The sequence below is a fragment of the Faecalibacterium tardum genome, assembly GCF_040096515.1.
Lineage (GTDB): Bacteria > Bacillota > Clostridia > Oscillospirales > Ruminococcaceae > Faecalibacterium > Faecalibacterium tardum.
This window is the reverse complement of the sequence record NZ_JBBMEO010000001.1, coordinates 249741-272152: the sequence shown is the minus strand read 5'-3', so window position 1 is coordinate 272152 and position 22412 is coordinate 249741. Positions and strand designations below refer to the sequence as shown.

The following is a 22412-nucleotide window of genomic DNA, read 5'->3' as shown; positions in this document are numbered from 1 at the left end:
TGGCATTCTCCTTTATTATAAACAATTTTTATCGCTTTTTGCGGGCGGTATCCTCAATGCTGACCTCTAGCCCCAGTTTTTCCAGCGCTAAAAGGGACTGCTCTGCGTTGGAGGCGGTCTTTTCGGCAGCCTTGGGCTCGTAGGGGCCGATGGGCACCGGCACGCCGGATACCTCGGCGATCAGCTTTTTGATCAGCTTCTGGCTGTCCTTGTTCACCCGGATAAAATCTCGGAAGGTCTTGCCGCCGTCGATCAGCACACGGGTGCCGTCAAAGTAAGCCTTGGACTTGCGCAGATACATATACAGCATGGGGTCGATGCCTTCCAGCTTCTGCACGATCTGTCCCCAGTACGGAAAAGGGTTCGTGCCCTGCTGCGCCACGCTGCGGGGCTTGGTCAGCACCGGGTCGGCGGGGTGCTCCTGTGCCGGGGCTGGCGGTTCCTCTGCTGCCGGGGCAGGCTGTGCGGGTTCTGCGGGGACGGACTGATCCGACTGACTGACCGGCTCCGACTGCTCCGGCGGCGGTGCCTGCGGGGCAGGCTCGTCCCAAGGCAAAGCCGCTTCGCCCTGCTGTACCGGCGGTTCCTCCGGCATAGGCGGCAGCTCCTCCGCCGGGGCGGGCGGAGCTTCCGGCGCGGCGGGCGGGGGTGTTTCCTGCACAGCAGGGGCAGGTTCTGCTACTGCTGCCGGGGTCTGTGGTGCTGTTGCTGCCGGTGCGGGCTGCACCGGGGCGCTGGCAAAGGGCTGCACCGCTGCCGCAAAGGGACGGGGTGCTTCCGGCTGTGCCGTGCGGGCAGGGACGGGTTGCACCGTTACCGCCTGCATCTGCTGGGGCGGCTCGGACAGGCTGAACAGTGCCAGTTCCAGCTCAATGCGCTGGTCGCTGCCGCGGGTCATGTGTTCCAGCGCCGTGCCTAAAGTACGGATGGCGCGGATGGCCTCCCGCTGGCCCATCTCCGGACCTTTTTGCAGGTACAGTGTCTCTTCCTCCGGCGAAACACCGGACAGCAGCGCCTGCCCGCCGGGCAGTGCCGCCAGCATCAGGGCGCGGTAGTGGGCGATCAATTCCTCGGTCAGGCGTTTCACGTCCACCGACTGCTGCCGCAGCTGCGCCAGCTGTGCCAGCGCGGCGGCAGCGTCCTGTGCTTCCAGCGCGTCCGAAATATGGAACAGGTAGCTGCGGTCGGTCACACCGGCCATGCGGCGCACTACGTCCGCGTCAATTTTGGCGGTAACGCCGGCGCAGGTGTCCAGAATGGACAGTGCATCGCGCAGCGCACCATCGGCCAAACGGGCGATCAGCTCCGCGCCGTCGGAGGTCAGCTCCAGCTTTTCCTCACCGGCGATATACTCCACCCGCCGTGCGATATCCTCCGGCCCGATGCGGGTAAAATCGTACCGCTGGCAGCGGGAGAGGATGGTGGCGGGCACTTTCTGGATCTCGGTGGTCGCCAGAATGAAGATGACATGTGCGGGGGGCTCTTCCAGCGTTTTCAGCAGCGCATTAAAGGCCGCTGTGGACAGCATGTGCACCTCGTCGATGATATACACCTTATACTGGCAGGCGCTGGGGGTGTAGGCGGTCTCGTCCCGCAGGTCGCGGATATCGTCCACGCCGTTGTTGGAGGCTGCGTCCATCTCCACCACGTCCAGCAGACTGCCGTTGTCGATGCCCTTGCAGATCTCGCATTTCCCGCAGGGGTCGCCACCCTCCGGGTGCAGACAGTTGACCGCCTTGGCAAAGATCTTGGCGCAGGTGGTCTTGCCGGTGCCGCGCACGCCGGTAAACAGATACGCATGGCCTACACGCCCTGCGGTAATCTGGTTTTTCAGGGCGGTCACGATAGCACGCTGCCCCACCACATCCTCAAACCGCTGGGGTCTCCATTTGCGATAAAGCGCACGATACATGGCGATTTCTCCCCTTTCCCGGCCTTTGCGGCAAAAATAAAAGGACAGCGCTCGACGGGGTTTTGTCCCCGCCTTGCGTAACTCGGCATACGGATGCAGGCTTACTGAAACGCACGAACGCACTGCTTAAGGCTGCTTGGTTCCCCACCTGACCTGGTTCACAGCGAGCCCATCGTACAGGACCCGCATCCGTATGCCGAACCACGCAGCAGGCGCTGTCCGACACATCCTTGTGGATGCTAAGATATTGTACCATAAACCCCGCCGGATTGCAAGAGGGGCAAAACAAAAAGGAGAAGCCCGAAAGCTTCTCCTCGTTTGTGCCGAAATTGTTTAAGACTGGCAAGCGGTGATCAGGCTCATCTTGTACACCTCGTCTGCATTGCAGCCGCGGGACAGGTCGTTGATGGGCGCGTTCAGACCCTGCAGGATGGGGCCGTAGGCAGCGTAGCCGCCCAGACGCTGTGCAATCTTATAGCCGATGTTGCCGGCCTCGATGCAGGGGAAGATGAAGGTGTTGGCCTGACCAGCCACCTTGCTGCCCTTGCACTTGACCTGTGCCACCTCGGGAGCAACGGCTGCGTCAAACTGCAGTTCGCCGTCCACTGCCAGCTCGGGATCCATCTCCTGTGCCTTGATGGTAGCGTCGTGGCTCAGTGCCACAGTGCCGCCCTTGCCGGAGCCCTTGGTGGAGAAGCTCAGCACAGCCACCTTCGGGTCGATGCCGAACAGCTTTGCGGTGCGGGCAGTCTCCACAGCCACCTCTGCCAGCTTGGAAGCAGCAGAGATCTTGACCTCGCCGGTAGCCTTATCGACGGTATCGGTGTAATCAATGTTGACAGCGCAGTCGCCCATGGCAATGCGCTTCAGACCCTCTTCGCCGCAGTCGCGGTCCAGAATAAAGCAGGAGCTCACCAGATGTGCGCCCTTCTTGGTCTTGACCAGCTGCAGAGCGGGACGGATGGTGTCGGCGGTGGAGTAGGTAGCGCCGCCCAGCAGGCAGTCTGCCTTGCCCATCTTCACCAGCATGGTGCCGAAGTAGTTGGACTTCTTCAGCAGTGCGGTGCACTCCTCTGCGGACTGCTTGCCCTTGCGCAGCTCCACCATGGTGCTGACCATCTCATCGAAACCGGTGTAGTTCTCCGGGTCGATGATCTCGGCAGCGGAAATATCAAAGTTACCGGCGGCGGCAGCAGCCTTGCACTCTGCCTCGTTGCCCACCATAACGACCTTCAGCACGCCCTCGGCCAGCAGCTTGCTTGCGGCCTCCAGAATGCGGGGGTCATTGCCCTCGGTGAACACGATCGTCTTGGGATTTGCCTTCAGCTGTGCTACCAGCGGTGCAAACATATCAGCCATTGTGATTACCTCCGAAAATGCTTTCCAAAATTTGCATCCCGTGTCTGTTGGACACAAGGATGCCTTTCTTCTTTATTCTAGCACAGACGGCAAAAAGTTCAAGACAAAATTGTGTTTTTGTGCTATATTTTAGGGGAGAAACCGCCATTTGATTTGTGAATAAAATATCATACTGGTTTTAAGGGATATTTTCCCCTGCAAATATAAAAAAGAACCCGTGTCGTTCACAGGCTCTATAGGCAGATGCTCCATCATGCAGTTTTCTTTACGAGGATGCTGTTCTCATACAGCTCGTGGGGCGCAACGTCCTGCCCCTCCGGCCATTCGATACCCACGCCGCCGGGCAGCAGCTGCACCGCATTGAAATAGCTTTCGTCTTTCAGCTGTCCGTACCATGGACCCGTTGCATAGGGTGCAACATCAAAGAGCTTCACCTCACCCGTTTCGTAGAACAGGCGTAGTTTCAAGGGGCTTACGGTCTCCACCTTGGTCAATTTTGGCTGCAACATAAGATCACTCCTTATTTCAAAGGGTCAATACGGAAGAACTGCTCACCATTGCTCAACAGCTTCCAATTCGCTTCCAGATCATCGTGGTGTATTACCACCCACGCTTCCAGCAGCTTCAGCTTGTTTTTCGGAAGGCCGCCTTCCAAGATCGTCCCATCCAGCGTCATCACGATCTCTTCCCCGGAATATTCCGCATGGATATGCGGCATATTGTGTTTTCCACCCTGCTCTCGGTACATTCTGACGATGATGCCATAAAATATGCTTAATACCGGCATTTTACCCACTCCCTTCTTCAAGCTCATTTTATCATACACAGGTGTTTTTTTCAAGAAACTAAGATAATCTCTTTTGGGTATTTGCCGTGCTCTTGAATCTGTGTTATAGTTTACAATGTTGTAATTTGCAAATAAACCGCCAATCTGATTTTAAAGGAGATGTTCTCCATGGATATGGATACTTTAAAGGCCGAATGCCTTGCCTGCACCCGATGCGAGCTGTGCGCCACCCGGACGAACGTAGTGTTCGGGCAGGGCGTGCCGGACGCCGAGGTGTTGTTTGTGGGCGAGGGCCCCGGCCAGAGCGAGGACGAGCAGGGTCTGCCCTTTGTGGGGCGCAGCGGCCAGCTGCTGGACAAATACCTGTTTGCCATCGACCTTGACCGCAGCAAAAACTGCTATATTGCCAACATCGTCAAGTGCCGCCCGCCCCAGAACCGCGACCCGCTGCCCGCCGAGAGCGAAGCCTGTATGCCGTGGCTGCGGGAGCAGTTCCGGCTGCTGCAGCCCAAGATCGTGGTCTGCCTTGGGCGCATTGCCGCCCAGCGGATGATCCGGCAGGATTTTTCCGTCACCCGGGAGCACGGGCAGATCATTGAAAAAAGCGGCATCTTGTTTATGGGTACCTTCCACCCCGCCGCCCTGCTGCGCCAACCTCAGAACAAGCCTGAAGCCTTTGCGGATTTTACCGTGCTGCGGGACACCATTGCTGCCGTGTGCGAGCATACCTATCATAAATAAGGACAGGAACCAACCGCGCCGCTTTTGCATACTGTAAAGCAAAAGCGAGGTGTTTTTGTATGGAAAGTTCCGTGCATCCTTCTGTGGATTTCTTTTTGGGCGCTACAACGCCCGCCGGGTTCAAGGGTTACTTTGCGCCGCTGCGCCGGGAACCCGGGATGCAGCTGGTGCTGCTCAAAAGCGGGCCGGGCTGCGGCAAGTCTACTTTGATGAAGCGGCTGGCGCGCGCCGCACAGGACAAAGGCGAACCCATCCAGCGCATCCACTGCGCCAGTGACCCCGACAGTCTGGATGGCGTGGTGTTCCTGCGGCAGAAACGCGCCATCATCGACGCCACCGCGCCCCATGTGGTGGAACCGGAAGCCCCCGGCGCAGACGAGTGGGTGCTGAGTTTGTACCACACCATCGACGCCGATGCCCTGCACTCCCACAAGGACGAGGTGACCGCCCTGTTCGCCCGAAACCAGCTGCTGCGCAGCCGGGCGGCGCGGTATGTGGCTTCGGCGGGCAGCCTGCTGCTGGACAGCCGCCGCGCCGAAGCGTGCAGTGCAAACTTTGAAAAAGTGCGCCGCTACGTCAAGCGGCTGTGCACCCGCCTGTTGCCCCGCACCGAGGAGATGGGCTCTGAAGAGCTGCGGCTGCTCTCTGCCACCACGCCCAAGGGCGAGGTGTTCTATCAGGGCACAGTGCAGGCGCTGGCAGACAAATGCATCCTCTTCCGGGACGACTACGGGGCAGTCTCCCGCCTGCTGCTGGAGCTCATCCGCGCCGAGGCGCTGGCGCGGGGCTACCACATCATCACCTGCCCCTGCGCCATGCACCCGGAGGATAAAATTGACCACATTATCATTCCCTCCCTGCGGCTGGCATTTCTGACCGACAACCGCTGGCATCCGGTGCGGCTGTCTGCGGCGCAGACCGTGCGGTGCAGCCGTTTTGTGGACCGGGAGAACCTTTCTGCCTGCCGTGCACGGCTGCGTTTCAACGAGCGCGCCGCCGCCGAACTGCTGGAACAGGCCTGTGCCCTGATGGCACAGGCAAAAAGCTGCCACGATGAACTGGAGACCTACTACCGCACCGCCGTAGACTTTGCACAGGTGGATGCCGCAGCCGCCCAGTGCATGGAGTTGTTCGGGGTAGGATAACGAAAAAACGGAGGTGAAACGCCTTGGCAAGCATCCATCTGCCCATCCGGCAGCTGGTGGAGTTTTTGCTGCGCACCGGCAGCATCGACAGCCGCTTTGCCGGCTTCGACCGCGCCAACGAGGGCGCACGCATCCACCGCAAGCTGCAAAAGGCCGCCGGGGAGGGCTATCAGGCCGAGGTATTCCTCAGCGCGGAGCGGGAAGCCTGCGGCATTGCCTTTACGCTGGAGGGCCGGGCAGACGGCATTTTCACCAACGAAACCGGCACTGTGACCATCGACGAGATCAAGACCACTACCGTCCCCTATGAGGAGATCACCGAGGAGCTGAACCCCTGCCACTGGGCGCAGGGCATGGTGTATGCCGCTATTTACAGCAGCCAGCAGGGGCTGGAAGCGCTGGCGGTGCGGCTGACCTATTACCAAGTTGACACCGACCAGCTTTTGCGCTTTACCCGGCAGTTCACCCGGCAGCAATTGGAACAGTTTTTGCAGCAGCTCCTAACGCAGTATGCCCCGTGGGCGCAGCGGCAGCTGGACTGGGACATCCGGCGCAGCCAGAGCCTTGCGGCGCTGCAATTTCCCTTTGCGGAGTACCGCCCCGGGCAGCGGGCGCTGGCGGGCGAGGTGTACCGCGCCTGCCGCGCCGGGAAAAGCGCCGACCGCAAGGGCGGCACCCGCGTTTTTTGTCAGGCGCCCACCGGCATCGGCAAGACTATGAGCGCCCTCTTCCCTGCCCTAAAGGCCATGGGCGAGGGCTGCGGCGCAAAGCTGTTCTACCTGACCGCCCGCAACACCACCCAAGCTGCCGCCGAGGACGCGGTGGCGCGGCTGCGTGCCGCACAGCCCGGTCTTGCCCTGCGCAGCGTGACCCTGACCGCCAAGGAAAAGGCCTGTCTGCACCCGGACGCCGAGGGGCACCCCGCCTGTCTGCCGGAGGTGTGCCCCTTTGCCAACGGCTACTACGACCGCCGCAAGGATGCGCTGGCGGCTCTGCTGGACGGCAGCGGCAGTTTCAGCCGCGCTGCGCTGGCGGACACCGCCCGGCAGTTCTCGGTGTGCCCCTTTGAGTTGGGGCTGGACTTGAGCGAGTGGTGCGATGTGGTCATCGGAGACTACAACTATCTGTTTGACCCGGTGGTACACCTCAAGCGCTTTTTCGATGCCGCCGGGGACTGGCTGTTCCTCATTGACGAAGCGCACAACCTACCGGACAGAGCCCGCGCCATGTACTCGGCACAGTTTGCCAAAAGCAGCCTGACCGAGGCAAAGCGGGCGCTGGGCAAGGGCAAAAGCAGCCTGAAAACCGCACTGACCAAGGCAGATAAGGTCTTTCTGGCGGCGCGCAGAGCCTGCGCACAGGCTGCGCCCCGCACAGGTGCAGAGCCCGCCGGGGAGACCGAGCCTACGCAGGTGAGCCTGCTGCCCGCAGAGACCGCCCCGGATTTCGCCTTACCGCAGCCACTGTATGCCCGGGACGGCACCGTGTTTTTGCAGCAGCTGCCTGCTGCCCTGCCCGCCGCTCTGCGGTCGGTGCACACGCCCTTGCAGGACTGGCTGGAACAGAACCCTGACGACCCCGCCCATGCGCAGCTGCTGGAGCTCTACTTTGCCTTGCAGGATATCGCCCGCGCCGCCGACCGGTACGACAGCCATTTTGTCACCCAGCTTACCGCCCGGGGCAGCGAGCTGGAGCTGCATCTGCTCTGCTTAGACCCCGCGCCCTTTGTGGACGCCAGTCTGGCGGCAGGGCGCAGCGCGGCGCTGTTCAGTGCCACATTGACCCCGCCTGCCTTTTACCGCAGCGTGCTGGGCTGCGCCGATGCCCGGGCGGTGGCGCTGCCAAGCCCCTTCCCGCCGGAAAATCTGGGGCTGTTCTGTCTGCCGGGCATCTCCACCCGCTACCGCCAGCGGGAAGCCAGTGTGCCCGCCGTAGCCGATGCGCTGGCGGCGCTGGCAAAGGGCAAAACCGGCAATTATCTGGCGTTTTTCCCCAGCTACGCCTATTTGCAGCAGGTGTACGAGGCTTTTGCCGCCCGCTGGCCGGACATCTCCACCCTTGTGCAGCAGCACAGCTTGGACGATGCCGGGCGCGCAGAGTTTCTGGCGCAGTTTGTGCCCCGCCCCGCCAAAACGCTGCTGGGCTTTGCCGTGATGGGCGGCATCTTCGGTGAGGGCGTAGACCTTGTGGGCGACCGGCTCATTGGCTGCGCCATCGTAGGGGTGGGGCTGCCGCAGGTGAACCCCCGGCAGGAGATGCTGCGCCGGTATTACGAGGAGCAGTCCGGCTGCGGCTTCGACTACGCCTACCGCTACCCGGGCATGAACAAGGTGCTGCAAGCCTCCGGGCGGGTGGTGCGCACCCCACAGGACAAAGGCGTGGTGCTGCTTTTGGACGACCGCTTTGCGCAGCCCGACACCGCCCGCCTGTTCCCGCCGCACTGGCAGCACATCCAATATCTGCCCGGCACCGCCGCGCTGGAAACGGCACTGAAAGGGTTCTGGGATTCATAAAACCGCAAAAGGAGTTGTTGCATTACGCGCAACAACTCCTTTTGCTATAACCTTAATACTCCACGCCCTTCCGTGCGGTGATGCCCTTCTGGTAGGGGTGGCGGCGGCAGCACATCTCAGTAAGGTAATCTGCGGCGTCCAGCATCCACCCGGGGGCTGCGTGGGCGGTCAGGACGCACTCCTGCCCGGCGGGGCGGTGCAGCACCGCCTGCTGCAACAGGGCTTTATCCACCATGTCCAGTTCCCACGCGCTGCCGGCTTCGTCCAGCACCAACAGATCACAGGGCTGTGCCAGCGCCGCCGCAAGGTTTTTGTTTTGCAAAGCGCGGGTAGCAGCCTTTTCGGCTTCGTTCATCTGAAAGACAAATTTCTGCCCGACCTTGCCCCGGTAAACGGTGGCACCCATCTGCTCCAGCAGCGGAATCTCCCCGCTCTGCCCGCCCTTTAAAAACTGCACGATGACCACACGTTTTCCGCTGCCCAGCGCCCGCAGGGCAAGCCCCATGGCGGCTGTGGTCTTGCCCTTACCGTCGCCGTAATACAGATGCAAAAGGCCTAAGCTTTCCATCGTTCTTCTCCTTTTTTGGCTCTCCCGTTTTGGTAACAAAAGGCACCCACAGCAGAACGGCTGCGGATGCCTTGTTATTTACACGTTGCTTTTACTGGTACAGCGGGAACTCCCGTGTCAGGCGCAGAACGCGCTCGCTGATCTCGTCTTTCTTTTCCGCATAGTGCCAGATGCAGTCTGCAATGCAGTCCGCGATCACCTGCATCTCAGCTGCGCCCATGCCGCGGGTGGTGACAGCCGGGGTGCCCAGACGCACGCCGGAGGTCACAAAGGGGCTGCGGGTCTCGCCGGGGACGGTGTTCTTGTTGGCGGTGATGTGCACGCTGTCCAGACGCTGCTCCAAGTCCTTGCCGGTGCACTCCTCGTCCCGCAGGTCAATGAGCATCAGGTGGTTGTCGGTGCCGCCGGATACCAGCTTGACCCCGCGCTGCTGCAAAGCCGTAGCCAGCGCCTGTGCATTTTCCACGATCTTGCGGGCATATTCCTTGAACTCCGGCTTCAGTGCCTCGCCAAAGCAGACAGCTTTTGCTGCAATCACGTGCTCCAGCGGGCCGCCCTGCGTGCCGGGGAACACGGCCGAGTTGATGCGCTTGGCAATGATGGGATTGTTGGTCAGAATCAGGCCGCCGCGGGGTCCGCGCAGGGTCTTGTGGGTGGTGGTGGTCACCACATCGGCGTAGGGTACGGGGCTCTGGTGCTGACCGCCCGCCACCAGACCGGCAATGTGCGCCATATCCACCATCAGATATGCGCCGTAGCCGTGGGCGATCTCGGCCAGCTTTTCAAAGTCGATGGCGCGGGGGTAGGCAGAAGCGCCCGCCACCAGCATCTTGGGGCGCACCTTGCGCACCTGCTTTTCCAGTTCGACGTAGTCGATCACGCCGTCTGCGCCGACGCCGTAGGAGATGAAGTGGTAGTTTTTACCGGACATATTCACCGGAGAACCGTGGGTCAGGTGACCACCCTGCGAAAGGTCCATGCCCATGACGGTATCGCCCAGCTCCAGCAGGGCAAAATACACGGCAAGGTTGGCCTGTGCGCCGGAATGGGGCTGGACGTTGGCGTACTTTGCCCCGAACAGCTGGCAGGCACGCTGGATGGCAATATTCTCCACCTCGTCCACATAGACGCAGCCGCCGTAGTAGCGCTTGCCGGGCAGACCCTCGGCGTACTTGTTGGTCAGCACGCTGCCCATGGCTGCCATCACGGCGGGCGAGACGATGTTCTCGCTGGCGATCAGCTCAATGTTCTCGCGCTGACGAGTCAGCTCCCGCTCCATGGCTGCGCCCAGTTCCGGGTCGGCTGCATTGACCATGCCGATGGTGTCCATCATATCCTTGTACATTTTACTTGCCCCTCTCCACAAAATGTTGCAGGTCCTCTCAGCGCAGCGCCCGCGCGGCGCTTGCTGCTGTAACATAATCATAGCAGAAAGCGGCGGCAGCTTCAATCCTCTTTTCGCCAAAAGGCTTGCTTTTTTTGTCTGAAGTGTTTATTATGTTTGTATAAAAATGCGCTGTCGATTTTGTATATTTTTCAAGTATCCTCTTCCACAAGTGAAGCGAGGTGTTTTGTATGACCATTGCCGAGGAAAAGCAGGCGCAGCGCGCCGCAGGCCGTACCGCCCGCAAAGCGCTGGATGCACCGCAGCGCGCCGCCGCCAATGCGGCGCTGTGCCGCCGGGTGCTGGAACTGGACGCCTACCGCACCGCCCATACCCTTTTGCTCTACGCAGCCTTTGGGGGCGAAGCCGACCTTGCCGCCGTGGCTGCCGAGGCCGCACGGCAGGGCAAGACGGTGGCCTATCCGGTGTGCGGCGAGGGCTTTGCCCTTACCGCAGCCGTGCCTAGCGCGGACGGCTGGGCGGTGGGACAGTACGGCATCCGCACGCCGGTACCGGAGCGCTCTACCCTTTTGCAGCCGGAGCAGCTGGATCTGGTGCTGGTGCCCTGCACCGCCTTTGACGCAGACTGCCGCCGGGTGGGCATGGGCAAGGGCTACTACGACCGCTACCTGCCCTACTGCACCCGGGCGGTGAAGATCGGCATCGCATTGGAAGCTCAGCGCGTCCCCCGCGCCGCTGTGGACGCCCACGACCAGCGGCTGGACGCCTTTGTAACAGAGAGGGGTATCTACACATGGAAATGAACGATTTAAGCTGCGCACAGTTTCTGGCACAGCTTGCCAGCAAAGCGCCCACGCCGGGCGGCGGCGGCACTGCCGCGCTGGTAGGCGCTGCCGGTGTGGCACTGGGCAACATGGTGGGTTGCCTGACCACCGGCAAAAAGAAGTACGCCGCCGTGGAAGCGGAGATCCAGGCACTGAACGCCCGGGCTGAAGCCCTGCGGCTGGATCTGGAAGCGCTGGTACAGGCCGATGCCGATGCTTTTGCGCCGCTGGCTGCGGCCTACGGCCTGCCCAAGGATACCCCGGAGCAGGCCGCGCACAAGGCCGCTGTGCTGGAAGCCGCACTGGACGGTGCAAGCGCCGTGCCGCTGCAGATCATGGAAAAGTGCGCCGAGGGCATCGCGCTGGCTGAGCAGTATGCCGCCAAAGGCAGCGTGCTGGCGGTGTCGGACGCAGGCTGCGCCGCCGTGCTGTGCAAGGCCGCCCTGCAAGCCGCAAGCCTGAATGTGTTTATTAACACGAAACTGATGGCAGACCACGCCCGCGCCGCCGCACTGGACGCCCGGGCAGACGCATTGCTGACAGAGTTTGTGCCCCGGGCAGACGAAATATTCACCGCCGTCAGCGGGAAACTCCGCAATAAAGAATATCACAAATGAGGGGAAGTATATGGCAATGATTTTAAAGGGTGCGCCGGTCGTGGCCGCCATGAACGAGCGCAACGCGGCGCTCTGCGAACAGCTGAAAGCCAAGGGCATCACCCCCACGCTGGCCGTGGTGCGGGTGGGCGAGCGGGAGGACGACCTCTCCTACGAGCGGGGCGTAATGACCCGCTGCGGCAAGGTGGGCGTCGCAGTCAAGCAGTTTGTGCTGCCCGCCGACGCCACGCAGGAGCAGCTGCTCCGGGTACTGGACGAGGTGAACACGGACGATGGCATCCACGGCTGTCTGCTGTTCCGCCCGCTGCCCAAGCAGTTCGACGACTGCACCATCCGCGCCGCTCTGCGCCCGGAAAAGGACATTGACGGCATCACGGACGGTTCTCTGGCCGGGGTATTCACGAACACCGATTTGGGCTATGCCCCCTGCACCGCGCAGGCCTGCATGGAAATTTTGAAGTATTATAGCGTCCCCCTTTCCGGCAAGCGTGCCGTGGTGGTGGGGCGCAGCCTTGTGGTGGGCAAGCCCGCCGCCATGATGCTGGACCGGGAAAACGCCACCGTGACCCTGTGCAACTCCCGCACCCGGAACCTGCCGGAAGTGTGCCGGCAGGCGGACATCGTGGTGGTCGCCATGGGCAAAATGGGCGCTGTGGGCGCGGACTGCCTGCGGGAAGGTCAGACGGTCGTGGACGTGGGCATCCATGTAAACGAGGAAGGCAAACTCTGCGGTGACGTGCAGTTTGCCGCCGCAGAGCCGGTGGTGGACGCCATTACTCCCGTGCCCGGCGGCGTGGGCACCGTGACCACCTCGGTACTGGTAGGTCATGTGGTGCAGGCGGCGTGCAAAGGAGTTACCCCTTCCGTCACGGCTGCGCCGTGACACCTTCCCCAAGGGGACGGCTTTTCGCGCCAGCCGGAAACTTTGCCACACCTCCATAAGGCGTCCCCTTGGGGGAGCTGGCGCGTTAGCGCCTGAGGGGGTTTTAAGGAGCACCATCATGCCATTACCGTATCAAGAAAAACTGACTCCCCGTGCCAGAGAATTACGAAAAAAAGCAACAAAACAGGAAAACCATCTCTGGTATGACTATTTGAAGGATTATCCCATTCGTTTTAAAAGGCAAAAGCCCATCAGCAGTTTCATTGCCGACTTCTACTGCCATGCCGCCAGACTGGTGGTAGAGCTGGACGGCTCTCAGCACTACGATGAACAGGGGCTTATCTACGATAAAGAGCGTGCGGCTATTCTGGAGCAGTATGGTGTAAAGGTTCTGCGCTTTTCAAACTTGGAGGTCGAGCGCAATTTTCAGGGCGTTTGTACGGCAATTGATTTAGTCGTCAAAGAACGGATGGAACAGCTTTCCACAAGCGAATAACAAAACAACACCCTCAGGCGCAAAGGTCTGAGGGTGTTTCTCTTTAGGTTTATAGCGTGCCGCTTAGCCCCGCACAAGGAGCAGCAGCAGAGCCGAGGCCACACACTGCAGAATGAGCCAGCGGGCTACCACCTGCTCATCGCTCCAGCCCTTGCGCTTGCGCACATGGTCGTGGAGGGGGGTCAGGGTGTTTTTCAAAATCCAGATGTGCAGAAAACGCTTCAGGCTGATCTTCAGAATGCCCAAGCTGCCGTCTGCGATGAACACAATGGCGGCAAGCAAAAAGGCAAACGGATGACCGCACTTCAGCGACAGCATGGCGATGAAAAAGCCCATGGCGCGGCTGCCGGCATCGCCCATCAGCAGGCTGGAGGGCTTGGCGTTGAGCCACAGGTAGGCCAGCAGCGCACCGATGAACACCACGCCGGCGGTGGCGTAGGCGCCCAGTTCGGTCTTATAGGCCAGCAGGTAGGTGCCAATGGTCACCACTGCCAGACTGGCGGAAAGGCCGTCCACACCGTCGGTACAGTTGACCACGTTGATGCTTGCCCAGATAAGGATGACTATGAGCAGCAGGTACACCGCATAGGGCAGGGTGAAGCTCCACTGCAAAAAGTGTACGCCGCAGCCGTTGAAGTTCAGGTAGGTGACGCCCGCCAGCACCGCAATGACAAAATCAATGATGCCCTTTTTGTACTCGTTCCAAGCGGTCTCGGCGGCATCGTCCAGATAGCCAGAGAGCATGGAAGCGATCAGCAGCACATTGTACACCACATACTCTGTGTTGAAGGGCAGAAACGCCAGCGACACCAGCGCGATGCACAGTACAAAGATCAGTCCGGAGCCTCGCGCCTTGCCCTTGGAAAGCTCGCCGTTCACCGCAAAGGCGCGGCCATGGTCGTGGGGCAGTTTATCGCGGAAAATGGAATCTGTCAGGGCGGTCAGGACAAATGCCAGTAAAAACGCCATGGCATCCACGCCCCGCTGCCCGATGACAGAGGTAAGCATTTGGATCATAATATAACATTCCTCTTTCTTTCTGTATAGTACGTTGTGAGTGTATCACGCCCTTGCCCAAAAATCAATCCCGGCGGCAAAATTCGCTGCGGATTGACTTTTCTCCTGCGGCTCTTTATAATAATGTATTAGTCTGTAGTTTTCACTCACAACGCAGGAGGTTCCATGTCCATTACACTTGAGCAGCTCTCTGCCCGGATGCGGCAGGGCGAGCAGGTGCCGCTGCGCCACACCGCACAGGTGGCGCTGACGCTGAGCATCCCTTCCATTTTGCAGCAGATCGTAGTCACCGCCATGGAGTACATCGATGCAGCCATGGTGGGGCATATCGGTGCCGCCGCCACCGCTTCCATTGGCATCGTCAGTTCCAGCACATGGCTGCTGCACGGGATGCTGGCCGGGCTGTGCATGGCGTTTTCCATTCAGGTGGCGCAATATCTGGGCGCAGACCGCCAGCAGGACGCCCGGGGCGTTTTGCGGCAGTCCATGCTGTTCAATCTGGCGGTGGGTCTTGCCGCAGCGACCCTTGGTGTTGGCATCAGCCGGTTCCTGCCCGGGTGGCTGGGCGCAGACACGGCATTGCAGACAAACGCCTCGGCCTATTTTGCCATCTGGTCGGCTTCCCTGCCCTTCATCATGGCCATGGGCACCTACGCCGCCATGCTGCGCTCCACCGGTGATGCGCTTACCCCGGGTCTCATCAGCATCTTCACCTGCGTGCTGGACATCATCTTCAACTTTTTCCTCATCAACCCCACCCGGGAAATGACGGTGTTCGGTCAAAACCTCACGGTCTGGGGTCTGGGCTGGGGCGTGCCGGGCGCAGCACTGGGCACGGCGCTTGCCAACGCCGTGGGCGGCACGCTGGCGCTGGGCGTTCTGCTGCTGCGGGACGGCCCACTGTGCATCCGCAAGCCCGGCTCTTGGCACATTACCCGCGCCTGCCTGCATAACGTGTGGAAGGTGGGCGCGCCGCTGGCGGCAGAGCGCGCTGCCCTGTCCTCGGCACAGGTGCTGCTGGTGCGCATCGTGTCCGGGCTGGGCACTACCGCCATTGCCGCCAACAGTCTGGGCGTCAGCGCCGAGAGCCTGTGCTACATGGCGGGCTACGGCATTCAGGACGCCGCCCTTGCGCTGGTGGGACAGGCTGTGGGCGCGAACCGCCGGGACATGGCAAGGCGCTTTGCATGGCTGTGCACCGCCATGGGCATGGGCATCATGGCACTGACCGGCGTGGGACTGTATGTGTTTGCCCCGCAGCTGATGGGCATTTTTACCGCCGACGCCGCTGTCATTGCGCTGGGCGCACGGGTGCTGCGCATCGAAGCCTTTGCCGAACCGATGTTCGGGGCAAGCATCGTGGCCAGCGGCTCCATGCAGGGCGCGGGCGACAGCACCGGCTGCTTTATCCTGAACCTTGTCAGCATGTGGGGCGTGCGGCTGACTTTGGCAGTCCTGTTGGCTCCCCACTTTGGGCTGGTGGGCGTATGGGTGGCCATGTGCGCCGAGCTTTGCACCCGCGGCGTACTGTTTTTGCTGCGCATGGCGCGGGGCAAATGGCTGGATAAGGGCGCGCTGGCGTAAATCAACCGTCGGGCGGGAAGCTTCCTCCTCGGACACGACTCGGGCCATTCCATCGCCCGCCCTACCGCCTGCGGCGGCAGGGGCCCACCCCAGCGGACGGTCCTCGGAGAAACTTCCCGCCTAACGGCTGTCTATACAATCAAAAAAGCCGAAACAACCTTGCAGTTGCTTCGGCTTTTTCTATGCCTAAAGAACTAAGAAAAATCACTTGCGGCCGTGCAGGATGGGAGACAGGGGCTTATAGATCAGCAGGCACAACACGGCGTCCAGCAGACCCTTGACCAGCGTAAAAGGCATATTAAAGATCACAAGGCACTTGATCAGGCTGTCGGCAGAGGGCAGGATAGCCTGATACATCCCCAGAATGGCTTCCAGCGGCATGTGGTAGAACTGCACATAGGCCGGGTAGGTGATGAAGTAGTTGGAAGGCACGCTGAACACCGCCATAGCGGCTGCACCGGCGATGGCACCCAGAATGGCGGTCTTGCGGCTCTTATGGCGCTTGTAGACAAAGCCCGCCACAGCGGAGAACACCGCGCCCAGCATAAAGTTGCACAGCTCGCCCACGCAGGCGGTGGAGGTGCCCTTGATGATGATGTGCAGCAGGTTCTTCATAAAGCTGATGACCACGCCGTACACCGGGCCCAGTGCAAAGGCACCCAGCAGGGCGGGCAGGTCGGAGAAGTCCATCTTGACGAAGGACGGGATGAGCATCGGCAGCGGGAACTCGATGAACATCAGGATAAAGGCGACCGCGCTGAGCATGGCGGCAACGGTCAGGTTGTGGGTGGTATTCTTTTTCATGGTAGTTGTCCTCCCCGGGGTGTACGCCCCGTTCAAATTTGTTCGGAAAGCCCTTTTCGCGCTGGATCGAACCGGAAAGACAAACCAAAAAGCGCCCTGCTGCAATAAAGACTGCAACAGGGCGCACAGACGCAATTTGCCTGCCGTTTCTTGCATCCGGACTATACCGTTGGTCCCGGAGTTGCACCGGGTCAGCACCCTTGCGGGTGGTCGCGGACTTTACCGCCAGTGGGGAATTGCACCCCGCCCTGAAACGAACTTTCTGGCCTAGAGTATAGCGCGGTACTGCGGTGCTGTCAAGTCCCCTTTTCGAAAAGTTTGTGCATTTTTTATCAAAGTGTGTTTTCACCTTTCTTTCCTTGCCCCGGGCGGCAGAGTATGCTATCATAATATGCGTTGTGAAAAAACACAGGAGGTTTTCCATGATTTTCTCGATCCGTAACCTTGGCTTCGAGCTTGGCTCGCTGCTGCTGGAGGGCTGGGCAGCCTTTGCCGCCCGCGTGGTGTGCGCGGCACTGCTGCTGGTACTTGGCTGGTTGGCGCGGCAGCTGTTGTCCCGCAAGGTGTGCCCTGCCCTGCTGCGCCGCAGCTGGCGGCTGGCGGGTACGCCCATTCTGCTGCGCAGCTTTGCCGTGCCGGTGCAGCGGCTCACCCTTGCGGCGTTCATCTATGCCGCAGCGGCCAGCCTGCCGTGGGCCATTCCCGGCGTAAGTAAATTTCTGCTCACAGTCTTTGAGCTGGCCGCCACCTTTTTTGTGTGTCAGGGACTGTACGCCGCCGCCGACCTTACCGACCTTTTGCTGACAAACTGCGGCGAGGAGGTGCGCGCCAACCGCACCCTGACCACCCTGCTGAACAAGGTGTACAAAGTTCTCATCGTGGTTCTGGGCATTATGACCATGGCGCAGGAGACCGGCCTGCCGGTGGGCAGCATCGTAGCCAGTGCGGGTCTTGTCGGTCTGACTATCTCTCTGGCGGCACAGGACAGCGCCAAAAACCTGTTCAGCGGGCTGGTCATCCTGCTGGATCGTCCCTTTTCCATCGGTGACTGGATCACCGTGGGTGACGTTTCCGGCGAGGTGGTGGACATCAATTTCCGCTCCACCAAAGTCCGCGCACTGGATAACTCGGTGTACATCCTGACCAACAGCACGGTCAGCTCTGCCACCATCAACAACGGTACTTTGCGTAACAAGCGGCTGTACCGCTTCACCCTCGGAGTCACCTACGATACCACCCGTCCCCAGCTGGAACAGCTGATGACCGACCTGACCGCTATGCTCAAGGCTAGCCCCTACACCTACGAGGACTCGGTGCTGGTCAAGCTGAGCGGCTTTGGAGCTTCCAGCATCGACCTGCTGGTGTCTGCCTATCTGCGCACCGCCGACATGACCCGCTTTTTGCAGATGCAGAACGATTTGAATCTCGACCTGATGGACGTGATGCAGAAAAGCGGCGTGGACTTCGCCTTCCCCTCCACCACCGTGTATCTGGAAAAGAACAACTGAACTTCTGTGGAGGAACTCTTCCTATGACACAGCTTTTGCTGCCTATTATTTACTTAGCCTTTATCAGCCTTGGCCTGCCAGATTCCCTGCTGGGGTCTGCATGGCCCACCATGTACCCCCAGCTGGGCATCCCCTTTTCCTACGCGGGCATCCTGTCCATGATCATCTCGCTGGGCACCATCGTTTCCAGCCTGAACAGCGACCGGCTCACCCGGGCGCTGGGCACGGGCAAGGTGACCGCCCTCAGTGTGGGCATGACCGCTGCGGCCCTGTTCGGTTTCTCGGTCTCCGGCCAGTTCTGGATGCTCTGTCTGTGGGCTGTCCCCTACGGTCTGGGTGCGGGCAGCGTGGATGCCGCCCTGAACAACTACGTTGCCCTGCATTACGAAAGCCGCCACATGAGCTGGCTGCACTGTATGTGGGGCGTGGGCACTACCATCGGCCCTGTGGTGATGGGCGCGGCGCTTTCCGGCGGGCTGAGCTGGAGCAGCGGCTACCGGTGCATCGCCCTGTTCCAGATCGCGCTTTCTGCCGTGCTTTTTTGCAGCCTGCCCCTGTGGCATAAACGCCCCGATGCTGCCCCGGACGGCACCGCGCCCAAGGCGCTGACCCTGCCGCAGGTGTTCGCGCTGCCGGGCGCGAAGGAAGTGATGCTTTGCTTCTTCTGCTACTGTGCGCTGGAGACCACCGCCGGGCTCTGGGCAAGCAGCTACCTGACCCTTGTGCGGCAGGTGCCCGCCCAGACGGCTGCCAGCTTTGCCAGTCTGTTCTATATCGGCATCACGGTGGGACGGGGCGTCTGCGGCTTTTTGACCTTAAAACTGAGCGATGACCAGATGATCCGTCTGGGGTTTGCAGTGCTGGGCGTGGGCATTGCCGCCCTGCTGCTGCCCGGGGCGCAGGTCTTTGCGCTGGCAGGGCTTGTGCTGGTAGGGCTGGGCTGTGCGCCCATCTACCCCAGCGTCATCCACTCCACCCCGGCGCACTTCGGCGCACAGAATTCACAGGCCGTCATCGGCATCCAGATGAGCAGCGCCTATGTGGGCAATCTTGCCATGCCGCCGCTGTTCGGTCTGCTGGCCAACAACATCACCCCGGCGCTATTTCCCTTCTATCTGCTGGTATTTCTGGTGCTGATGGCGCTGATGCACCGGCAGCTGGTGCGCAAAACGGCGCACGCATAACATAACTTTGTTCCATCACGCAAAAAAGCATCTGCAATAGCTGCTCCTGAATGTTTCAGGATAACAGCGATTCTTGCAGATACTTTTGTTTTCAGTTTCTCTTACAAAATGCGGGCGCTGATGGCGTTTGCCACCTGAAACAGGTCCTTCTGCCCGATAAATCCAAACTTGGCCTCGTGGCCGTCCGCAAAGCAGACCGTCAGCTGGGACGCCTGCAGCGGGTCGCCAAAGCCCGCCGTCTGGATGCCGTAGTGCAGCACCTTGCGGTAGGGCAGCACAAAAAGCTGCTGCCGCGTGCCCGTGACCCCCTGCATATCCACCATGATGATGCGGTGGCTGGTGAACACCACCTGATCGCGCACCGTCTTGTAAGCGCCCACGATCTGCTCGCCCTCCAGCAGCAGGGCGTTGATATTTTTGCAGATATCCTTCTCCTGCAGGCGAATAAGATTCTCCATCGGTTTATCGCGGAATTCCATAGCGGCGTTCCTCCTTCAGCGTTTTGATGGCTCTATTGTAGCATTTCCGCCGCCGGTTGGCAAGATGGCTGCCCGGACAAAAAGAAAAGACCCGAACCGTTCAAGGTTCAGGTCTTGTGGAGCGGGTAATGGGAATCGAACCCACCTCCTCAGCTTGGAAGGCTGATATACTAGCCGATGTACTATACCCGCAATTGCAGAAAGAATTATACCATAACTTTCCGCAATTGTCCAGCATGAATTTAGGGGTTGCAAATCTGTAAACGCTTTGCAGTCTGTCCCCTGTGAGCGGGACGATTTGAAATGGTCTCTGCTTCGCTCTGACCATATTCCGCGGAAAGGTTCTTTATAATTTTGCGTTTGTCGCACTCTGCGGAGTGCTCAAAACGCATTTTTCACCGGAGGGGCTGCGACCGGGAGCGGCATTTGCACATCTTGCCGTCCTCGCCCTCTCAGTCTTTGCTTCGCAAATCCAGCTCTCCCAAAGGGAGAGCCAAGAGCACTGCCGGAAGCTTCCTCATTACACCTGTTGCTTTCGCAATGGGCTTTACGGCTTGGCTCCCCCCTTGGGGGAGCTGGCGCGGGAGCCCTGAGAGGGCGTAACTGACGCGTCCGCAAACTTTGTACTTTAGCCGGAAACATCGCCGCTATGCCAAGGGTTCCCTCCCCGAGGGAGTTGTCACGGCGTAAGCCGTGACGGAGGGAGTTCAGCACGGCAGATACAAGAAAAGCACCGCACATTCCTGTGCGATGCTTTTTTCTGGTGGAGATTACCGGGATCGAACCGGTGACCTCTTGCATGCCATGCAAGCGCTCTCCCAGCTGAGCTAAACCCCCAGATGTTTGGCTTTGTGCCTGACGATATGGGTTATTATACCAGCCGGAGGGGCGCTTGTCAACGGTTTTTTTACAAAAATCTATCCTCTTTTTTCGGCAGCGCTGCTCGCCCCGCCGCTTTTGACGCAGCTGCGTTTTTCTTAGGCCGCTGTGCTGCAAAATGCTACCGCATCACCTATCCCATTTGTCGCACAGAGCGTTGATCTGGTCGGCAAATTTTGCCAGATCTTTATTTGCACCGCCCTCGTTGTGCTCGATGACCCGCAGCAGGCGCTTACCGGCGCTGAGCAGCCGCTGGAACACGGTAGCGGCGCGGTTTGCACCCTCGCCAGTTCTCTGCTCCACGCGGATCTTCGTGCCCTCCTGCAGGCAGACTGCGCCCTCGGCACCAATGGCCCACTGCGCGCCATTGTAGGGTGCACAGGCGGTAAAGCCCTGTTCGGTCAGGGTGTCCACAAAGCGGTTTTCCACCTCGTCCTCGCCGTGGATCACAAACACCCGCCGGGGCTTTTCCGTAAAGGCGTTCACCCAGCGCAGCAGACCGTCCTTGTCGGCGTGGCCGGACATGCCGGTCAGCTGGCAGATCTCGGCCTTTACCTCGATGGGCTCACCGAACAGCTTGACCAAATCCGTTCCTTCAATGAGAGTGCGTCCCAAGGTGCCCACCGCCTGAAAGCCCACGAAGAGGATGGTGCATTCCGGCCGCCACAGGTTGTGCTTGAGGTGGTGGCGGATACGTCCGGCCTCGCACATGCCGCTGGCAGACAGAATGACCTTGGGCGTGCGGTCGGTGTTGATCATGCGGGAATCATCGCTGGTCACGCTGATGCGCAGCCCCGGCACATTGATGGGGTCGATGCCCTTTTCCAGCAGAGCGCGGGTCTGGGCGTCAAAGCAGTCGGGGTCTGTATCCCGGAAGATGCGGGTGGCTTCGGTGGCCAGCGGACTGTCGATGTAGACCGGGAAGTTGCCGTGTCCTTTGACAAGGCCTTTTTCCTTGATCTCCCGCAAAAAATACAGCATTTCCTGCGTGCGGCCCACCGCAAAGCTGGGCACCACCACGTTGCCGCCCCGATCAAAGGTGCGCTGCAAAATTTTTGCCAGCTCTGCCACATAGTCCGGCCGGGGGTCGTGGTTGCGGTCGCCGTAGGTGGACTCCATGAATACATAGTCCGCCTGTTGGATATAGGTAGGATCTTTTATGATGGGCTGATTCAGATTGCCGATATCGCCGGAGAACACCAGCTTTGTGGTGGTGCTGCCCTCGGTGATCCATAGCTCAATGCTGGCAGAGCCCAGCAGGTGCCCCACGTCCACGAACCGCGCTTCGATGCCCGGAGCAAGCTCGATACGCTTGCCGTACTCCACACCCAAAAACAGGCGGCAGGCGGCCTCGGCATCCTGCACGGTGTACATGGGCTCCACCGGCTCTGCGCCGGAGCGCTTGCCCTTGCGGTTTTTCCACTCGGCTTCAAACTCCTGAATATGCGCCGAGTCCCGCAGCATAATGCCGCACAGCTCCACCGTAGGGATGGTGGCGTAGATCCTGCCCCGGAAGCCGTTGTGCGCCAGCAGCGGCAAAAGGCCGGTATGGTCGATATGGGCATGGGTGATGAGCACAAAGTCGATCTCGCCGGGGGCTACGGGCAGGGGCTGGTTTTCGTACACATTTTTACCCTGCTCCATGCCGTAGTCGATGAGAAACCGCTGCCCTGCCGCTTCCAGCATGGTGCAGCTGCCGGTCACCTCATGGTTCGCGCCTAAAAATGTCAGCTTCAATGCAAAACACCTCCGGTTCGTTTTATGGCT

The 22412-nt window shown here is 60.3% G+C and carries 20 protein-coding genes, 2 tRNA genes, 1 other RNA gene and 1 riboswitch; of the genes, 10 read left to right on the top strand and 13 right to left on the bottom strand.

What is annotated here, in order from left to right; all coding sequences use genetic code 11:
* Positions 1 to 28: 28 nt before the first annotated feature.
* From dnaX to WMO44_RS01285, 5 genes are all read right to left on the bottom strand, one after another.
* Positions 29 to 1912, bottom strand: coding sequence for a DNA polymerase III subunit gamma/tau (gene dnaX, locus WMO44_RS01305; RefSeq protein WP_349151498.1), 1884 nt, complete (start codon positions 1910 to 1912; stop codon positions 29 to 31).
* 90 nt (positions 1913 to 2002) lie between these two features.
* Positions 2003 to 2101: signal recognition particle sRNA small type (gene ffs / locus WMO44_RS01300), an RNA gene on the bottom strand.
* Positions 2102 to 2245: 144 nt separating this feature from the next.
* A complete protein-coding gene (gene pta / locus WMO44_RS01295; protein WP_349151497.1) occupies positions 2246 to 3271 on the bottom strand; it encodes a phosphate acetyltransferase in 1026 nt (341 codons plus the stop codon).
* A 251-nt stretch (positions 3272 to 3522) separates the two neighbouring features.
* The gene (locus WMO44_RS01290; protein WP_349151496.1) at positions 3523 to 3780 is read right to left on the bottom strand and encodes a DUF2442 domain-containing protein; all 258 of its coding nucleotides are present in this window, start codon (positions 3778 to 3780) and stop codon (positions 3523 to 3525) included.
* A gap of 11 nt (positions 3781 to 3791) precedes the next feature.
* Positions 3792 to 4058 (bottom strand): DUF4160 domain-containing protein, encoded by a 267-nt coding sequence (locus WMO44_RS01285; RefSeq protein WP_349151495.1) that lies wholly within the window; start codon positions 4056 to 4058, stop codon positions 3792 to 3794.
* A gap of 168 nt (positions 4059 to 4226) precedes the next feature.
* On the opposite strand from WMO44_RS01285, the gene WMO44_RS01280 reads away from it, so the two are divergent.
* The 3 genes from WMO44_RS01280 to WMO44_RS01270 are packed head-to-tail and all read left to right on the top strand — an operon-like array spanning position 4227 to position 8457.
* Complete coding sequence (locus tag WMO44_RS01280; RefSeq protein WP_118657751.1) at positions 4227 to 4799, top strand: uracil-DNA glycosylase; 573 nt, start codon at positions 4227 to 4229, stop codon at positions 4797 to 4799.
* 59 nt (positions 4800 to 4858) lie between these two features.
* On the top strand, positions 4859 to 5944 hold the full coding sequence (locus WMO44_RS01275; protein WP_349151494.1) for a hypothetical protein: 1086 nt from the start codon (positions 4859 to 4861) through the stop codon (positions 5942 to 5944).
* 23 nt (positions 5945 to 5967) lie between these two features.
* Positions 5968 to 8457 carry an ATP-dependent DNA helicase gene (locus tag WMO44_RS01270; protein ID WP_349151493.1) on the top strand — a complete coding sequence of 830 codons (2490 nt, stop codon included), beginning with the start codon at positions 5968 to 5970 and terminating at the stop codon, positions 8455 to 8457.
* A gap of 52 nt (positions 8458 to 8509) precedes the next feature.
* Here the strand turns inward: WMO44_RS01270 and WMO44_RS01265 are convergent, their stop codons facing one another.
* Both WMO44_RS01265 and glyA read right to left on the bottom strand, forming a co-directional pair.
* Positions 8510 to 9025 (bottom strand): cob(I)yrinic acid a,c-diamide adenosyltransferase, encoded by a 516-nt coding sequence (locus tag WMO44_RS01265; protein WP_349151492.1) that lies wholly within the window; start codon positions 9023 to 9025, stop codon positions 8510 to 8512.
* Between the two features lie 91 nt (positions 9026 to 9116).
* Positions 9117 to 10370, bottom strand: a complete 1254-nt coding sequence (gene glyA / locus WMO44_RS01260; protein ID WP_349151491.1) for a serine hydroxymethyltransferase — start codon at positions 10368 to 10370, stop codon at positions 9117 to 9119.
* Between the two features lie 230 nt (positions 10371 to 10600).
* On the opposite strand from glyA, the gene WMO44_RS01255 reads away from it, so the two are divergent.
* The 4 genes from WMO44_RS01255 (at position 10601) to WMO44_RS01240 (ending at position 13190) form a co-directional block, all read left to right on the top strand.
* Positions 10601 to 11173, top strand: a complete 573-nt coding sequence (locus tag WMO44_RS01255) for a 5-formyltetrahydrofolate cyclo-ligase (RefSeq protein ID WP_349151490.1) — start codon at positions 10601 to 10603, stop codon at positions 11171 to 11173.
* Positions 11164 to 11811: a cyclodeaminase/cyclohydrolase family protein gene (locus tag WMO44_RS01250; RefSeq protein WP_349151489.1), complete on the top strand. Its 648-nt coding sequence runs from the start codon at positions 11164 to 11166 to the stop codon at positions 11809 to 11811. Before WMO44_RS01255 ends, WMO44_RS01250 begins: the two co-directional genes overlap by 10 nt.
* 10 nt (positions 11812 to 11821) lie before the next feature.
* Positions 11822 to 12694, top strand: a complete 873-nt coding sequence (locus tag WMO44_RS01245) for a bifunctional 5,10-methylenetetrahydrofolate dehydrogenase/5,10-methenyltetrahydrofolate cyclohydrolase (protein ID WP_349151488.1) — start codon at positions 11822 to 11824, stop codon at positions 12692 to 12694.
* A gap of 118 nt (positions 12695 to 12812) precedes the next feature.
* Entirely contained in the window at positions 12813 to 13190 is a 378-nt protein-coding gene (locus WMO44_RS01240) for an endonuclease domain-containing protein (protein WP_349151487.1), read from the top strand.
* Positions 13191 to 13253: 63 nt separating this feature from the next.
* Here the strand turns inward: WMO44_RS01240 and WMO44_RS01235 are convergent, their stop codons facing one another.
* Positions 13254 to 14207 carry a phospho-N-acetylmuramoyl-pentapeptide-transferase gene (locus tag WMO44_RS01235; RefSeq protein ID WP_236131857.1) on the bottom strand — a complete coding sequence of 318 codons (954 nt, stop codon included), beginning with the start codon at positions 14205 to 14207 and terminating at the stop codon, positions 13254 to 13256.
* Between the two features lie 165 nt (positions 14208 to 14372).
* On the opposite strand from WMO44_RS01235, the gene WMO44_RS01230 reads away from it, so the two are divergent.
* Positions 14373 to 15791: an MATE family efflux transporter gene (locus WMO44_RS01230; protein WP_349151486.1), complete on the top strand. Its 1419-nt coding sequence runs from the start codon at positions 14373 to 14375 to the stop codon at positions 15789 to 15791.
* Positions 15792 to 15995: 204 nt separating this feature from the next.
* Here WMO44_RS01230 and WMO44_RS01225 read toward each other — a convergent pair whose 3' ends face one another.
* Positions 15996 to 16595: an ECF transporter S component gene (locus WMO44_RS01225; RefSeq protein ID WP_055184785.1), complete on the bottom strand. Its 600-nt coding sequence runs from the start codon at positions 16593 to 16595 to the stop codon at positions 15996 to 15998.
* Positions 16596 to 16735: 140 nt separating this feature from the next.
* Positions 16736 to 16855, bottom strand: a riboswitch (FMN riboswitch).
* Positions 16856 to 17017: 162 nt separating this feature from the next.
* On the opposite strand from WMO44_RS01225, the gene WMO44_RS01220 reads away from it, so the two are divergent.
* Positions 17018 to 18103: a mechanosensitive ion channel family protein gene (locus WMO44_RS01220; protein WP_349151485.1), complete on the top strand. Its 1086-nt coding sequence runs from the start codon at positions 17018 to 17020 to the stop codon at positions 18101 to 18103.
* A gap of 23 nt (positions 18104 to 18126) precedes the next feature.
* Positions 18127 to 19287, top strand: coding sequence for an MFS transporter (locus WMO44_RS01215; protein ID WP_349151484.1), 1161 nt, complete (start codon positions 18127 to 18129; stop codon positions 19285 to 19287).
* Positions 19288 to 19388: 101 nt separating this feature from the next.
* On the opposite strand, the gene WMO44_RS01210 is transcribed toward WMO44_RS01215, so the two are convergent.
* From WMO44_RS01210 to WMO44_RS01195, 4 genes are all read right to left on the bottom strand, one after another.
* Positions 19389 to 19766 carry a PH domain-containing protein gene (locus WMO44_RS01210; protein WP_097780052.1) on the bottom strand — a complete coding sequence of 126 codons (378 nt, stop codon included), beginning with the start codon at positions 19764 to 19766 and terminating at the stop codon, positions 19389 to 19391.
* Positions 19767 to 19883: 117 nt separating this feature from the next.
* A tRNA-Gly gene (locus tag WMO44_RS01205) sits at positions 19884 to 19958 on the bottom strand.
* A 569-nt stretch (positions 19959 to 20527) separates the two neighbouring features.
* A tRNA-Ala gene (locus WMO44_RS01200) sits at positions 20528 to 20603 on the bottom strand.
* Positions 20604 to 20774: 171 nt separating this feature from the next.
* Positions 20775 to 22382, bottom strand: a complete 1608-nt coding sequence (locus WMO44_RS01195) for an MBL fold metallo-hydrolase RNA specificity domain-containing protein (protein ID WP_349151483.1) — start codon at positions 22380 to 22382, stop codon at positions 20775 to 20777.
* Positions 22383 to 22412 lie beyond the last annotated feature (30 nt).

What these genes read in the sequence shown, in the direction of transcription:
- dnaX (WP_349151498.1), bottom strand. Translation starts at nt 1,912, where the DNA reads ATGTATCGTGCGCTTTATCGCAAATGGAGACCCCAGCGGTTTGAGGAT.
- pta (WP_349151497.1), bottom strand. Translation starts at nt 3,271, where the DNA reads ATGGCTGATATGTTTGCACCGCTGGTAGCACAGCTGAAGGCAAATCCC.
- WMO44_RS01290 (WP_349151496.1), bottom strand. Translation starts at nt 3,780, where the DNA reads ATGTTGCAGCCAAAATTGACCAAGGTGGAGACCGTAAGCCCCTTGAAA.
- WMO44_RS01285 (WP_349151495.1), bottom strand. Translation starts at nt 4,058, where the DNA reads ATGCCGGTATTAAGCATATTTTATGGCATCATCGTCAGAATGTACCGA.
- WMO44_RS01280 (WP_118657751.1), top strand. Translation starts at nt 4,227, where the DNA reads ATGGATATGGATACTTTAAAGGCCGAATGCCTTGCCTGCACCCGATGC.
- WMO44_RS01275 (WP_349151494.1), top strand. Translation starts at nt 4,859, where the DNA reads ATGGAAAGTTCCGTGCATCCTTCTGTGGATTTCTTTTTGGGCGCTACA.
- WMO44_RS01265 (WP_349151492.1), bottom strand. Translation starts at nt 9,025, where the DNA reads ATGGAAAGCTTAGGCCTTTTGCATCTGTATTACGGCGACGGTAAGGGC.
- glyA (WP_349151491.1), bottom strand. Translation starts at nt 10,370, where the DNA reads ATGTACAAGGATATGATGGACACCATCGGCATGGTCAATGCAGCCGAC.
- WMO44_RS01255 (WP_349151490.1), top strand. Translation starts at nt 10,601, where the DNA reads ATGACCATTGCCGAGGAAAAGCAGGCGCAGCGCGCCGCAGGCCGTACC.
- WMO44_RS01250 (WP_349151489.1), top strand. Translation starts at nt 11,164, where the DNA reads ATGGAAATGAACGATTTAAGCTGCGCACAGTTTCTGGCACAGCTTGCC.
- WMO44_RS01245 (WP_349151488.1), top strand. Translation starts at nt 11,822, where the DNA reads ATGGCAATGATTTTAAAGGGTGCGCCGGTCGTGGCCGCCATGAACGAG.
- WMO44_RS01240 (WP_349151487.1), top strand. Translation starts at nt 12,813, where the DNA reads ATGCCATTACCGTATCAAGAAAAACTGACTCCCCGTGCCAGAGAATTA.
- WMO44_RS01235 (WP_236131857.1), bottom strand. Translation starts at nt 14,207, where the DNA reads ATGATCCAAATGCTTACCTCTGTCATCGGGCAGCGGGGCGTGGATGCC.
- WMO44_RS01230 (WP_349151486.1), top strand. Translation starts at nt 14,373, where the DNA reads ATGTCCATTACACTTGAGCAGCTCTCTGCCCGGATGCGGCAGGGCGAG.
- WMO44_RS01225 (WP_055184785.1), bottom strand. Translation starts at nt 16,595, where the DNA reads ATGAAAAAGAATACCACCCACAACCTGACCGTTGCCGCCATGCTCAGC.
- WMO44_RS01220 (WP_349151485.1), top strand. Translation starts at nt 17,018, where the DNA reads ATGATTTTCTCGATCCGTAACCTTGGCTTCGAGCTTGGCTCGCTGCTG.
- WMO44_RS01215 (WP_349151484.1), top strand. Translation starts at nt 18,127, where the DNA reads ATGACACAGCTTTTGCTGCCTATTATTTACTTAGCCTTTATCAGCCTT.
- WMO44_RS01210 (WP_097780052.1), bottom strand. Translation starts at nt 19,766, where the DNA reads ATGGAATTCCGCGATAAACCGATGGAGAATCTTATTCGCCTGCAGGAG.